The organism is Vibrio sp. HDW18, from assembly GCF_011306175.1.
GTDB lineage: Bacteria > Pseudomonadota > Gammaproteobacteria > Enterobacterales > Vibrionaceae > Vibrio > Vibrio chanodichtyis.
Genome location: NZ_CP049913.1, coordinates 2,183,534 through 2,197,427, shown reverse-complemented (window position 1 = coordinate 2,197,427; position 13,894 = coordinate 2,183,534). Strand labels below are relative to the sequence as shown.

The 13,894-nt window shown below is 45.8% G+C and carries 11 protein-coding genes; 3 read left to right on the top strand and 8 right to left on the bottom strand.

All coding sequences use genetic code 11. The annotated features are described in order from the left end of the window. Positions 1-120 precede the first annotated feature (120 nt). The 6 genes from ycfP to hinT form a co-directional block, all read right to left on the bottom strand. Complete coding sequence (gene ycfP, locus G7083_RS10535) at positions 121-660, bottom strand: alpha/beta hydrolase YcfP (RefSeq protein ID WP_166014728.1); 540 nt, start codon at positions 658-660, stop codon at positions 121-123. An 87-nt stretch (positions 661-747) separates the two neighbouring features. Next, complete coding sequence (locus G7083_RS10530; RefSeq protein WP_166015042.1) at positions 748-1,605, bottom strand: phosphotransferase; 858 nt, start codon at positions 1,603-1,605, stop codon at positions 748-750. 86 nt (positions 1,606-1,691) lie between these two features. Beyond that, complete coding sequence (lpoB, locus tag G7083_RS10525; RefSeq protein WP_166014727.1) at positions 1,692-2,282, bottom strand: penicillin-binding protein activator LpoB; 591 nt, start codon at positions 2,280-2,282, stop codon at positions 1,692-1,694. 84 nt (positions 2,283-2,366) lie between these two features. Next, positions 2,367-2,756, bottom strand: a complete 390-nt coding sequence (locus G7083_RS10520) for a YcfL family protein (RefSeq protein WP_166014726.1) — start codon at positions 2,754-2,756, stop codon at positions 2,367-2,369. Beyond that, on the bottom strand, positions 2,756-4,147 hold the full coding sequence (locus G7083_RS10515) for a hypothetical protein (protein WP_166015041.1): 1,392 nt from the start codon (positions 4,145-4,147) through the stop codon (positions 2,756-2,758). Before G7083_RS10515 ends, G7083_RS10520 begins: the two co-directional genes overlap by 1 nt. 46 nt (positions 4,148-4,193) lie before the next feature. Then, on the bottom strand, positions 4,194-4,544 hold the full coding sequence (gene hinT / locus G7083_RS10510) for a purine nucleoside phosphoramidase (protein WP_166014725.1): 351 nt from the start codon (positions 4,542-4,544) through the stop codon (positions 4,194-4,196). A 258-nt stretch (positions 4,545-4,802) separates the two neighbouring features. Between hinT and G7083_RS10505 the strand changes: the two genes are divergently transcribed. After that, the gene (locus G7083_RS10505; RefSeq protein ID WP_166014724.1) at positions 4,803-6,794 is read left to right on the top strand and encodes a methyl-accepting chemotaxis protein; all 1,992 of its coding nucleotides are present in this window, start codon (positions 4,803-4,805) and stop codon (positions 6,792-6,794) included. Positions 6,795-7,066: 272 nt separating this feature from the next. Here the strand turns inward: G7083_RS10505 and fadR are convergent, their stop codons facing one another. Continuing rightward, entirely contained in the window at positions 7,067-7,906 is an 840-nt protein-coding gene (fadR, locus tag G7083_RS10500) for a fatty acid metabolism transcriptional regulator FadR (protein WP_166014723.1), read from the bottom strand. A 694-nt stretch (positions 7,907-8,600) separates the two neighbouring features. On the opposite strand from fadR, the gene nhaB reads away from it, so the two are divergent. Continuing rightward, the gene (gene nhaB / locus G7083_RS10495; protein ID WP_166014722.1) at positions 8,601-10,202 is read left to right on the top strand and encodes a Na(+)/H(+) antiporter NhaB; all 1,602 of its coding nucleotides are present in this window, start codon (positions 8,601-8,603) and stop codon (positions 10,200-10,202) included. 76 nt (positions 10,203-10,278) lie between these two features. Further along, on the top strand, positions 10,279-10,803 hold the full coding sequence (dsbB, locus tag G7083_RS10490) for a disulfide bond formation protein DsbB (RefSeq protein WP_166014721.1): 525 nt from the start codon (positions 10,279-10,281) through the stop codon (positions 10,801-10,803). Positions 10,804-10,912: 109 nt separating this feature from the next. Here the strand turns inward: dsbB and G7083_RS10485 are convergent, their stop codons facing one another. Continuing rightward, the gene (locus tag G7083_RS10485) at positions 10,913-13,732 is read right to left on the bottom strand and encodes a DNA translocase FtsK 4TM domain-containing protein (protein ID WP_166014720.1); all 2,820 of its coding nucleotides are present in this window, start codon (positions 13,730-13,732) and stop codon (positions 10,913-10,915) included. Positions 13,733-13,894 lie beyond the last annotated feature (162 nt).

The window sequence follows — 13,894 nt, the reverse complement described above, 5'->3', positions numbered from 1 at the left end:
TCGGCCTGATTGGATCCTGCAACTATAGATTGATGGGCTTTGATGAGGTTTCTGGTGGGTAACGATAAAATAAAACAGCCTCACGAAGAGACTGTTGCTGCATATCATCAGTTTGGACAATTAGGCGCTTTTAAAAGCCTTAATCGTTTGTAAATGGTGAGAAATCTTTTTGAATTTATGTGTCTGAGTTTCATCCCATAGGATTGGATAATAATCCTGCAACTCTTGCGCGCTGCACTGATTATCATGAATTTCATCCTCACGTGATAAGATCACTAAACAGCGGCCTTGGTTCTTGGCGCGAAATTTTGCTACGCATTTGGTCGCAATATCATCATATTCTTCTGGGCGATCAATTCGACCGAGCATCGTGCGTTCGGGATGCAAATTAGGATTAAACAGCACCTGTTTTATTCCACACAAGAAGCCAATCCGTTCTGACCAGTAACCACCAAGCCCAACACCACAAATTAGCGGCTGCGGATCATCCGATTGATGGATCGCCTTATCCACTTCTTTCAACAAGTGTTGCATATCGTGTTTTGGATGTAAGGTGCTGTAATTAATAAAACGTACATCACTATCAATAAACTGCAATTGCAGCACTTTTTCATGGTTGCCCGGGCTGGTTGAATCAAATCCATGTAAATAAATAATCATAATATTTCCCCCGTTGCTTGAAACTTCACTCTATCACGAAGAGTTTTAATCCACTACGAGCGGTAGGGTTAAATTACGCTACTAACTCTAACTCGCCGCCAACAGAACTTGCTCTAAACGCTGTGCCTGCAGCCGATAAAGCTCATCGCCCCACAACTGATAAGCAAGCAGATACCAAAGCATCGCTAACATAGTGGTACGCGGCTGCCACGCGAGTACCCCTTCCACCCAATCATCAATCGCGGATAATTGGCGCAATTGGCAATAACGAAATACCGCCTCTTGTACAGGGTGATCGGCAACATCAATACTCAGTGCTAAATCAATCCGCGGATCCGCTAACGCGGCATATTCCCAATCAATCACTCGCGGCCCCTGTGCGCTGCCAACCATGTTATAACCAGCCAGATCAAAGTGGCATAACGCTTGGCCAACATCCACCAAATTGGGGATGTTACGCCACTTGGCATACAGCGCTTTAATTGAGTCCGATTTCAACCCATCACCGATTTGCAACCAGTAATGATCGACTCGACCAAGATAATTAAACGGCGCAACTGGGATGCGATGAATAGCCAATTGATGGATGCGGGTTTGAGTTTTGAGTAACGAATCAAAGGTAAGATTATCGGTCAGAGATTCTCCGGCGATCCACTCAACCAACAAACCTTGTGGATTAATCAGTTCCGCTTTAGGACCAATCGCAGCATGCTCAATCGCTTTAAGTATTTGATATTCTTGAACGCGAGAAATTGAAAATGCTTTGGTGATCGCCGTCACCGGACGCCATACAAAAGCACGCTCACCAGCCACAATTTTCCAGCAACGATTGGTCAGACCTCCGGTTAAGGTCTGTGCATAATCCGGAGGCTGCGAGAAAAAGTGGTTCAATGACAACAAAGTAGGGTCGAGCGAACAAGCTTCTCGCCACGCAATCTTTGCCATCATGCCACTCCTTTCCTATCCATGTGTTAAAAACCTAGGGGTTAAAAAACTAGGGGTTAAAAAACTAGGTGTTAAAAACTTATGTATTAAAAACCGAGAAAACTCTTCGATTGTTGTTTCCGAATTTCTGTTTCGTCAGCCCACTCAATTAAGCCGGTTTGTAAATCCATCAAACGCATGGTCATCTTGTAATAGACATCTTTATCCTTACCAGCACTTTTGTTAATGCTCGAAAGGTTGCCGTACAACATATATTGCGCACCGACCATTTTACCAAACTGAATCGCCGTGCTTTGATTGACTAGCTCATCGTTATTTTGGAAGTTGAGCTGATTGCGTACCGCTTCCACCCGATCCATATCGACAAAACGGAACTTACCGGAATTGAGCATTTTGGTACTGATGGTATCGGTGATCGACTCAGTATCAATATGCTCACTGGTTTTGTTCTTAATCCGCTCAACAAAGACGATCGGACGGCTATCACGCGTTATCGCCGCCACCGAGCCTGACATCATCATACTATCAACCATCTCGGCCGCAATTTTCTGCAAATCGGTAGAGCCAAAATCGACCGTGACGGTTTCCACAGCTTGAGCATCACCGTAACTGACTTTATTCGAACATCCGCCTAAAATGATTGCTAAACCTAGCAGGGCAAAAATACTTTTTTTCATCATAATTCCTCTTAACGCACTGATTCTTGATTGGTGGCTTGCTTGTGGATTGACTGTTTTTTTGTTTATTGATTGTTTTTTCGTTTATTGATCATATTCGCGGATCTGGACGCGAAACTGCTTACCATTAGGATTCACGGAAATCTCGCTCAGTGACACCGTCTCCATACCGCGAAAAATCACAATTTTCCAAGGACTTAACTTCGTGTTCACCTCAAGCCCATCATTGTCATACCAGTAAAATCGATACTGAATATTCAAGTCACTTTTCTTTTGATTGAGGATCTGCACTACCCCTCGGGTATGGCCATCAACCAATGTGGTTGTGATGCCCTCAATCTTGAGATGGTTGCTCAAACTGCTGTCATTAAATAACACCTGTCGCGATGCACCATCAACGCGCAAGCCCGCAGTATTCGCACTGCATCCCACCAACAGTAACCCAGTGAGTACAGCGAATAGCCATGTTTTCATTAGCGTATCCCCAGTTGTTTATGCCAAATGGTCGCACTATTAGCTTGCTGTGATAGCCAAACTAATGCAGTGCCATTTTCTGGAACATGGAAGGTATAGCGAGTCCCTGCAATATCCAGCACTTGATCGCCTGCACTGACCACTTGAGTGGCGGTATTGACTGTCGCAGGCAAAGTTAACCAGCTGCGCGTATCGGGCTGCTCGGTTAAGGTATTCCAAATATTAAACACTAAATTCGCCACATCCTCATCTTTGGCAGCCTCTTTGCGCAGTTGGTCTTTCGTAATCACCCGCAGAGCTTGACGCAATACTAATGTCGGCATTTGCTCACTTAATGCGTTGGAGGCCATTAAGTTCACATCCATCACTGGCATTGATGTCAGTTGACGGCCATTGAGCAACAATGGCGAATGATTGGCTAGCACTGATGACGGGTAATACGGCAGTGCAAGAGAATACAACGCGGTGTTACCACGACTGTCAAATAAAGGTAAAGCAATGCGCCACCCTTGTTTGGCTTGCACAATGCCCTGCTCAGCCAGCACGATCACTCGGGCTTGCCCAGTCGCCAGACGTTGCGGCTCGCCATATTGCTGCTTAAGTAAGCTAAGATCTTGTGTCATTCCTAAGCGGGATGCGACCCGCAACGTACCGTCGATCACCGCGCGATTATTTGGCGCAACCGCCAGTGCTCGGCGATAGTCAACATAAGCTGAGTTCAAATCGTTATCGGCTTCATAAAGTAGTGCAGACAGGTAAAGCAGATAGCCATTTTGTACCGCTTGTAAACTTTTACCCGCATCCGGATATTGAGCCAGCACACTCCCTAAATTTGGTGATAAGCCTTGGGCACGCATCTCTTGCTCAGCTTTCCCCAACTGCTGTTCTCGCTGCTGTTTAGCTTGCTCCTGCACTTGATTAGCCCGCCGAATTTCGACCAATGCGCTATTTAAATCATTGCTACGTACATAGTTCAACGCTAAGTACAAATGTAAAAAGCCTAGCTCATAATCGCTAGGCTCATATTCATTTAAGTTATCATTAACTGCGAGTGAACCAACGCTGGTTGCACTACTACTCAGTGAGATGATCGCGCGATCTTGCTGCTGCTGCACCGCTTGATCAGCGGCCGCTAAACTTTGTCGACTTTCGGCGTATTGTTGATTAAGAAAATAAACGCGACCTCTTTCAAGGTTATCGAGCACCTCGCCTGCCACATATTCCGGCAATAATTGTGTCGCTTGCTGATATTGCCCTGCGGCAACCGACTGGTGTAATCCACTGTTTTGTGCGCTGTAATGACTAAAAAGATTGCCCGCGGTGAGATTGCTACACCCCGCAAGCAGTAATGGTGTCAAAATCAGTGTAATGCGCGAGAAAAAGCGTTGCATGTATTGAATCACTTTAATTGGTCACCTTGGCACAACCTACTCTGGTTTAACCCATTAAGAGAGGACCTAAAGGACGGCCGCCGACTAAATGCATATGAATATGATAGACCTCCTGGCCGCCGTGTGAATTACAATTCATGATCAAACGGTAACCATCTTCGGCAATCCCTTCTTGTTGGGCGATTTTTTTGGCAACAGTGAACATCCGGCCTAGCGCCAATTCATCGGCCATTTCTACATCATTCACCGTTGGGATCAACTTATTCGGAATGATCAAAATATGGCTTGGCGCACGCGGATGAAGGTCGCGAAATGCAGTGACCAGATCATCTTGATAAAGAATATCGGCCGCAATTTCTCTGCGAACAATTTTACTGAAAATGGTTTCTTGCGCCATGAGTTACTCCATACAAAGCTTGGGATTGAAAAATTTCTGATTTGAGTATGCGTTAAGCATTGCCAAAGCTCAATAAAAAACACCGTACAGTTAACAGAACCCGAGCCAGTTCACTGCTGAAAGAGTTTTTTTGCTGTCTCGGTCATAAAATGCGTTTCTCAACCTCAATACAATGCGGATCGTTTTGTTATTTTTTTAAGACACCTTTGTCTTTCATTTATTTTCATCAGAATGCGTCATTTTCGAGGGAGAGAACATATGCGGGGTTCCGTAATTAGACGTATGTATGCAGGTTTTGCACTCATTATTATTATGTTTATTGTTACCGTCACAATCGTATTGCGTGGCATGAGTCAGATCCACAGTAATTTTGAAAGCGTCTCTAAGGTCGCGCTACCTTTGGTTTCGTTGTCAAACCAAACCAGTGTTCAATTGTTATCGGCCGATAAATCGTTTAAAGATTTTTTGACCACGCAAAACACGGCACGCATGCAAGACATGCGTCAAGAATTTGTCGAATCAAAACGGCAATTTCAAACCGTTCTTGCAGCATTGAGTCAAGCAAGCCTAAATCATCCCAAACTTGAACAGCCACTTGCAGAACTAAAACAGCTCGAAGCACGTTATTTTAACGAAGCAGATTTAGCCATGAATAATTATCAGGCGATGTTTGCCGCGCAAGAGTCGGTGCAAAAATCAACCCGTGAATTTCAACGCCTACACTCAGAGTTAAGTATCGGTATGAAAGAGTTTGTCGACAATAACGACAGCATTTCAGTCAAGGTGATGGCGAAAAGTTATTTCATCAAATTGAAAGATGCCGAAGTGATCACCTCCGATGCATTAGCCAGTTCCGATGTGGTTTTTGTCGACAAAGCGGTTAATCAGAATCGGAAGGCGGTCACGCATCTGAATTATGCTTACCGTGGGCTGGCAACCCAAATGCCACAATTAAAAGATCGTTTTGATGAATTAGTCGAAAAATTTAGTCGCGATATTGGCCAAAAAGGTGGGGTACTCGATCAACATGATGAGTATTTACGAGCCAGAACCGCGCTGTATGACAACATCACCAATCTCGCTAATCAAGTCGATAATGCGATGATCATTTTAGACGCGTTTAACCACACCGCGACTGATGATCTCAATCAATCTCTTGCCGAAGCGGGTACAGTTTACCAGAAAGGCGTCATCAAAGCGTTGGTGATTAGCGTTGCGGTTATTTTACTCGCCACGGCGATCGGCTATCACTTAGCACACAGTGTGCGCGAACCTGTCACCCGCATCCTAAAAGCATTAGAAAGCCTAACCCAGGGTAATATGACGCAACGGATTGAAATTCGCTCCAATAATGAATTTAGTCGCTTAAGTCGCCATATCAACACTCTCGCGGATAGCTTGCACGAGATTTTAGTCCAACTAAACAGCGCATCCGATGATTTAACCGCTACCGCAGCCAATAACCAAACCACCTCACTGAGTGCGCAAAGCCAGCTCAATAGCCAACGAGAGCAAACCTCAAATGTGGCGACTGCGATGACTGAAATGGCTCATTCGGTACAAGAAGTCGCCAATAGTGCGCAAAATTCTCTGGCGATGGTCCAGCAAGTGGAAGCAGCTTCTGAATCTGGTCGCCATATTATGAGCACCAATATCAGCACCATTGGTCAACTAGAAGCGCGTTTAATTGAGTCGGTCAAAGCCGTGGCTGATTTACGTAAGATGAGTAGCCAGATCGGCTCGATTCTCGATGTGATCCGCAACATTGCCGAACAAACCAACCTGTTGGCACTCAATGCAGCCATTGAAGCAGCACGTGCGGGTGAACAAGGGCGCGGTTTTGCGGTTGTCGCAGATGAAGTCCGTGTGCTCGCTCAACGTACCACTCAATCAACTTCAGAAATCGAGTCAATGATCAGCAATCTGCAAGCTAGCTCTTCACTGGCCAACAATGTGATTGAAAGTTGTATGCAAGATATGGAACTGTCGGTTGAACAAGCTTCGCATGCCAACAGTGCAATGGAGGAAATCCAAGCTTTAATCATCGAAATCAGTCATATGAGTACCCATATTTCTCAAGCCGCGGGTGAACAAAATGAGACCACCAGCTCGATTGCACGCAGCATTGAAGATATCAACCATATCTCCGATGCCAGCTATCAAGCGATGTCGCAAATCGCGCAAACTAGCACTAACTTAACCACACTGGCCGAACAGCAGAGCTCATTGGTGCATCGATTTAAACTCTAATTTAACGGCTAGCGATAACCATTCGTTTCTATTTTGTTCAAACAGCGACTCTTTACCTGAGTCGCTGTTGTTTTTGGAGTAAGTATACCCAAACCACTTGGAGTTGTAGGTAGGCAAGTGAGCCCATGAACATAGGCAAACTATGTGATTGGGGTGAGCGAACGTAGCCAACACCGCTGCAACTTCAAGCAGGAGCGGATAATCATTATATGACCCATAGTCTCAATTCACTGTGAGGGGAAATCAATTGATAAACAAAATCCCTTCACCCGCTAAGCATCATCTTCCGTAAAATTCGATGGCAAGGTCATTTTCATCTCATTCCAGATGTGAGCACTAGCAATACCGTATTGACGGATCACATGAGGCAGTTGCTCTCGCTCACCGCTTTGGCAAACTGCTAACAATTGGCGATAAAAATCCATCGCTAATTCACGCGCTTGCGGATTAGAGAAGTAGTAACAGCCGACCCGATCGTATAGCTTCTTTACCCCATTAAAAATCAAGCCATAAATCTGATTCCCAGAGTGGAACGCCAAGCGCTGGAACAGCATATAGTCATAAAAATTGAAGGTTTTCGCGATCAAGATCTCCTGCCGCTTCAACTCATCTTTTTCGCTATCCTCTTTGACTTGCTGCAAAATTTTTTCAGCATAAGGTGAAGTGGTAATAAACTCAGTCCAAGATGGGGCCTGAATTAACGCCTCACACGATTCAATCACATTGAGTATGATGCGCTCAGCACTCTCTTTATTGAGTTTGAAAGTATTGCGCATAAAAATAGGGCTAATATTGGTTCTCGCCGACAGCAGATCTTCCACAATACTGGTGGCATTGTCGGCATCGAGTGTCATCAAGGTGTCCAAGATATGTAACCCGGAAGTTTCCATAAATTGATTCACTTTGGTTGGTTTACCGTGCTGGATTGTCAGCCAGCCATCACGCGCCAAACGCTGTAATACTTCTCGCAAAGTGGTACGCGTCACGCCGATCAATTCAGAAAGCTCACGCTCTGCAGGTAAAATCGAGCCAGGGGGAAAGCGACCATTCCAAATACTTTCAATAATGTACTTCTCAGCGAAACCTGCTGGGCTTTTTGCCTTAATGACCATTAATCAGTTATCCAATGCTTATTTTATTTGGGTCGAATGGCACTCATCATACCACTAGTTGCTCTTCACCGAAAACCAAGCAGCACTATTCTTGTCACAAAGCTGAAATAGTGTAATTACTCTAATTTAACCTAACAGAACCAACTGGAACCATTTGCTACAAAAATAAGCTGAAATAAAGTTGCATACACCGAACCACATAAATTACTTGGAATTAAATGGAGTTAGCTCACACTTTGATGAATCTTTTTAGCAAAATAAACTTGCTCCAAAGAGGTATTTATTCCGAGTTAATATGTATTAAATTCCATTTTGCCTGACTGACCGCGACTAGGTGATTTTTTAGATGGTTTGATCCATGGCATACGCCACCTTGATCGCGTTTTTAACTAAAGCTACCCAATTTTTTATCATCATCCTGTTGATTGTTGACTATTATTTAACGGTGCAATTTCGTTGTAAGTTCAATATCCACACGATTTGGAATGATGCGTTGGCGGCAAGCCAGCCAATCATTAACCGCAGATGCAAACTAAAGTCATCACCTATACCCAAACAACTTGGAGTTGCAGGTAGGCGGCAAGTAAGTGAGTCCCCATGAGCATAGACAAACTATGTGATTGGGGTGAACGAACGTAGCCAACACCGCTGCAGCTTCAAGTAGGAAGGGGATAACAACTTAAGAGTAATCACCATGCCAATATCCCTCGGAAATGTGTTTATCAAAAATTTCCTTGGTAAAGCGCCTGATTGGTACAAAGTGGCCATCATCGCTTTTCTTATTATTAATCCTATCGTGTTCTTTTTTATCAATCCGTTCTTGGCCGGTTGGTTACTGGTGATTGAGTTTATTTTTACTCTCGCGATGGCTCTGAAGTGCTATCCGCTACAGCCTGGCGGATTACTGGCACTAGAAGCGATTGCAATTGGCATGACCAGCCCAGAGCAAGTCAAACATGAGCTGGTCGCCAATATTGAGGTGCTGCTACTGCTGGTATTTATGGTCGCAGGCATCTACTTTATGAAACAGTTGTTACTGTTCATTTTTACCAAGATCCTGCTTGGTATTCGTTCTAAAATCCTCCTTTCGATTGCTTTTAGTGTCACCGCGGCCTTTTTGTCCGCCTTTCTCGATGCATTAACTGTCATTGCCGTGATCATCAGTGTCGCGGTAGGTTTTTATTCGATTTATCACAAAGTAGCCTCAGGTCAGCCCAGTTTGTCTGCAGCCGATGAAAAGGCCGATGAGCAAGATGATGATGGCGTATCGGAATTGACTCGTGATGACTTACAACGTTATCGCGCATTTTTACGCTCATTACTTATGCATGCTGGGGTGGGAACTGCATTGGGTGGCGTTACTACTATGGTTGGTGAGCCGCAAAACCTGATCATCGCCGATCAAGCGGGCTGGCAATTTGGTGAATTTTTACTGCGTATGGCTCCGGTTACGGTACCGGTATTTATCGCTGGCATAATCACTTGCGCACTGATCGAAAAATTCCAGCTGTTTGGTTATGGGGCACATTTGCCTACCAATGTGCGGCAAATTTTGCTCGATTTTGATGCTGAACAACGCCAAAACCTCACCAAGCAAGATATCGCCAAACTTTGGGTACAAAGCATGATCGCAGTATGGCTGATTCTGGGTTTAGCGCTCCATTTAGCAGCGGTCGGCCTAATCGGTTTATCGGTGATCATTCTCGCCACCGCATTTACTGGCATTATTGAAGAGCATTCACTCGGCAAGGCTTTCGAAGATGCGCTGCCTTTCACCGCGTTACTGACCGTGTTTTTCTCGATTGTCGCGGTAATTATTGATCAACAGCTGTTTAAACCCTTGATCGATGCAGTACTCAATGTCGAAGATCATGGCACCCAACTTGCCTTATTTTATGTCGCCAATGGCTTGTTATCCATGGTGTCAGATAACGTGTTTGTCGGTACGGTCTACATCACAGAAGTAAAAACTGCACTAATTGAAGGGATGATTTCGCGCGATCAGTTTGATTTATTGGCGGTCGCCATCAATACCGGTACCAATTTACCTTCGGTTGCGACCCCGAACGGCCAAGCCGCCTTCCTGTTTTTATTAACCTCAGCACTCGCACCGCTGATCCGGCTCTCTTATGGGCGCATGGTCGTGATGGCATTCCCCTATACTCTGGCACTCTCACTGATCGGTTTTATTAGCATCATGTTCTTGCTAGATCCAATGACTGAGCTTTTCTATAGTTTGGGCTGGATCACTCATCACCCGGTGCCGACGGCAACGCTACTGCCCAATGGCCACTAAATTTGCGTTGCACCGGAAACTAATCCAAGCTAAAAAGCTCTGAGTTATTCAGAGCTTTTTTCAAAAGGATCTATCTGTGCGTTTACTCTCTTCACTGAACCGCTTTTCTCAATCACGGCTAGCTTGGGTATTGCTACTGGCTTTTGTGGTTTTCTTTACCTTATGTGCGCTGTATTTCCAACATATACTGCTACTTGCACCTTGTGTGATGTGCATCTATGAGCGCATTGCGATGTTGGGTATCGGGGCAGCCGCGTTAATCGGTGCTGTGGCACCACAAAATCCCGTGATGCGTTGGCTCGGTTTTGCCGCTTGGGGAGCCAGCAGCTATAAAGGTTTGAGCTTGGCGATTGAACATGTCAACTATCAGTTCAATCCATCACCTTTTGCCACCTGTGATCTGTTTGTTACCTTTCCGGCCTGGGCACCGCTCAATCAATGGGCACCTAACCTGTTTGAAGCCTATGGAGATTGCAGCAAAATTGTCTGGCAATTTTTAACCCTTTCAATGCCGCAATGGCTAGTGATTATTTTTGCTGCCAATTTAATCGCATTAGCGATTTTCGTGCTGGCACAGTTGGCTAACCTATTAAAATCATAGCATTTAGCTAACATTCGATCGCGATGGCTTACCCGCATGCTTGAAGGATTCAAATAACTAAGGCGCTTATAGCGCCTTAGTTATTTTTTAACCGCGTGGTGATGCTTGATTAATCACGCATTGGCGCAGGGGCAAGCACATCGCGGTTACCATTATGGCCCGGAGAACTAACAATGCCTTGTGCTTCAAGTTGCTCAACGATGCGTGCTGCTCGGTTATAGCCAATTTTAAAGCGGCGTTGAACACCTGAGACCGAGCCGCGGCGTGTTTCAACCACATGCTCAACCACTTGATCAAATAGCGGATCGAGATCCTCATCCGATTCTAAATGCTCACCCGGCAACATCGCTTCAGGGCCATGATCACCTTGAATGATTTCGCTGATGTAATTCGGTTTGCCACGCGCTTTCCAGTTATTAACTACCGCATGCACATCATCGTCCGAAGCAAAGGCACCATGCACCCGAATCGTGTGGCTTGAGCCAGGTGGTAAATAGAGCATGTCCCCCATACCGAGCAATGATTCCGCACCACTTTGATCCAAAATGGTCCGTGAGTCCGTTTTGGTCGATACCGTAAAGGCGACCCGAGTTGGGATGTTGGCTTTAATCAGTCCGGTGATCACATCAACCGATGGACGCTGAGTGGCCAAAATTAGGTGAATACCAGCCGCACGAGCCTTTTGTGCCAAACGGGCGATCAACTCTTCAACTTTTTTGCCGACCACCATCATCAGATCGGCAAATTCATCAACCACCACCACAATATAAGGCAATTTTTCCAACAGCGGCGGCTCGCTCTCCATACTATCGCCCTCTTTCCAGAGCGGATCGTAGATCGGATGTCCCGCTTCCGCGGCCATACGTAACTTATCATTAAAGCCTTTGATGTTACGCACCCCAAGCACGGACATCAGCTTATAGCGGCGCTCCATTTCCCCCACACACCAACGCAAAGCATTCGCCGCATCTTTCATATCTGTCACCACTTCTGCCAGCAAGTGCGGAATACCTTCATAAATCGACAGCTCAAGCATTTTAGGGTCAATCATGATGAAACGAACCTCTTCCGGAGACGCTTTATAAAGCATGCTCAGGATCATCACGTTGACACCGACCGATTTACCGGAGCCCGTGGTACCAGCTACCAGCACATGTGGCATTTTAGCCAGATCCACCACCACGGCATCACCGGCAATATCTTGTCCAAGGACCACTGAGGTAGGCGATTTTGACTCTTTAAACTGGGCGCTGGCAATCACATCAGAGAGATACACCGTCTGACGTGACATATTGGGCAATTCCAATCCCACATAGGGTTTACCTGGGATCACTTCCACGACCCGAACCGCCATTGCCGATAATGAGCGCGCTAAATCCATCGAAAGGCTAGAAATACGGCTAACTTTAACTCCAGGGGCTAAATCCAATTCAAAACGAGTAATTACTGGACCAGGGAAAATATCCACTACTTGGGCCTGAATTTTATAATCGGCTAATTTGGCTTCCACCAAACGTGCAATATCTTCCAACGCTTCGCGGTCGATAAAGTTTTCACGCTTCTCCGGGTGATAAAGCAGCTCTAAGGTTGGCATTGGCTCGGTCGGCTTAGGTAAATTAACCGCCTGCTGTACTAAAAATGGGTTCTGTTTGGCCGCCACACTAGCCTGTGCTTGCGCGACGATATTTTGAAATGCAGTGACATCGCTATCGGCAAACTCATCATCTTGCACATCCAACTCAGGTTCCATCGAAATCGCAGGTAATTCATCAAGCTCTTCTGACCAATCCATATTTGAGATGCGCGGTTCACTCTCTTCATCGGCAATATCGACGTTAAAACTGTGGCTAAACGGCTCATCACTCGTTTCATCGTCTGGCGTGATAACCGGCGATACAGGGTTGTCAGTCAGATAAGTGATTGAGCTTTGCTCAGCCAATTCATCGGCATAATCATCTACCAAACGCGCTTGTTGATCGAGCTCTTCAATCGTGGCATCCCACTGCTGAGTGCGAGTCGAAAACCTAGCTGGCTCAGCGATGATTACTTCTGGTGCTGGCGGTTCAGGTTGACGCAGCGACGATGGGTCAATCGGTGCTCTATCACGCGCTTCAGGCATATGAATATTAAAGCGCCGTGAGTTGAGCGTCGGTTTCACAAGGGCAACTTCGCTCGTAGCGGACAATGGTGGTTCCAACTCTGCAGAGAGCAATTCAGGTTGGTGCAGATCTGCGTTGACCAATTCTGGCTCAATTAACTCAGGGATCAGCCGTTCGCTTTTTTCACCACGTAGCCGACTCAATACGCGAATAAACGCGCTAATACTGCGCTCACCAATCCACTCAACGATCCGCAACCAAGAGATCCCACTCAGCAACGTAAAGCCAGCTCCCCAGGAAAAAAGTAAGACTAACGTGGTGCCGAGCAAATTGAGCGTGGGCAGCGCTAAGCTGGTTAATACATCGCCAATCACACCGCCCGATGAGAAATACCAAATATCGTCAAAGTTGATATCCGCCAAGCCACAACTGGTCAGTAAAAGGATGGTTAAGCCGAGTAGCTTGGTCGCCCAAAGGGTAAAATCAATCGGCTCATCTTGATCACGAGTGCGCAGCGTCACCCAAGCCATCGCCGCTACAATCACTGGCAACGGATAGGCCAAACAACCAAAAATGAAAAATAGCGTATCGGCGAGCCAAGCTCCGGCCAGACCACCCACATTATGAATATCACTGCCCCAAGCCGTTTGTGACCATGAAGGATCGGCCGGATTAAAACTAAACAGTGCGATTGCCAGAAAAATAGCAAATAAAACAGCTAAAATCAGACTGCTTTCTTTTAGACGTTGTGAGCCATTGAGTCGAGAGGAAGGGAGCTCCTCACTCGTTTTAATAATGGTTTCGACTTTATTTTTGCGCTCTTTGAACATAAACCAACTTGAATACGGTTAAGGCCACACGACGTAATACAATACGCAGCTTAATGGCGTGAAAACAGTCCGAGCGGCATACGCCGCTCGGTTTGTTGGGAGATTTAACCATATCAAGAGCAAAAACCCAATTCGCGTAAGTCAGAATGTGGCAATATCTGC

Coding starts and splice junctions, on each gene's coding strand:
- G7083_RS10485 (WP_166014720.1), bottom strand. CDS start 13,732: ATGTTCAAAGAGCGCAAAAATAAAGTCGAAACCATTATTAAAACGAGT.
- hinT (WP_166014725.1), bottom strand. CDS start 4,544: ATGGCGCAAGAAACCATTTTCAGTAAAATTGTTCGCAGAGAAATTGCG.
- fadR (WP_166014723.1), bottom strand. CDS start 7,906: ATGGTCATTAAGGCAAAAAGCCCAGCAGGTTTCGCTGAGAAGTACATT.
- G7083_RS10515 (WP_166015041.1), bottom strand. CDS start 4,147: ATGCAACGCTTTTTCTCGCGCATTACACTGATTTTGACACCATTACTG.
- G7083_RS10505 (WP_166014724.1), top strand. CDS start 4,803: ATGCGGGGTTCCGTAATTAGACGTATGTATGCAGGTTTTGCACTCATT.
- nhaB (WP_166014722.1), top strand. CDS start 8,601: ATGCCAATATCCCTCGGAAATGTGTTTATCAAAAATTTCCTTGGTAAA.
- lpoB (WP_166014727.1), bottom strand. CDS start 2,282: ATGAAAAAAAGTATTTTTGCCCTGCTAGGTTTAGCAATCATTTTAGGC.
- G7083_RS10520 (WP_166014726.1), bottom strand. CDS start 2,756: ATGAAAACATGGCTATTCGCTGTACTCACTGGGTTACTGTTGGTGGGA.
- G7083_RS10530 (WP_166015042.1), bottom strand. CDS start 1,605: ATGGCAAAGATTGCGTGGCGAGAAGCTTGTTCGCTCGACCCTACTTTG.
- ycfP (WP_166014728.1), bottom strand. CDS start 660: ATGATTATTTATTTACATGGATTTGATTCAACCAGCCCGGGCAACCAT.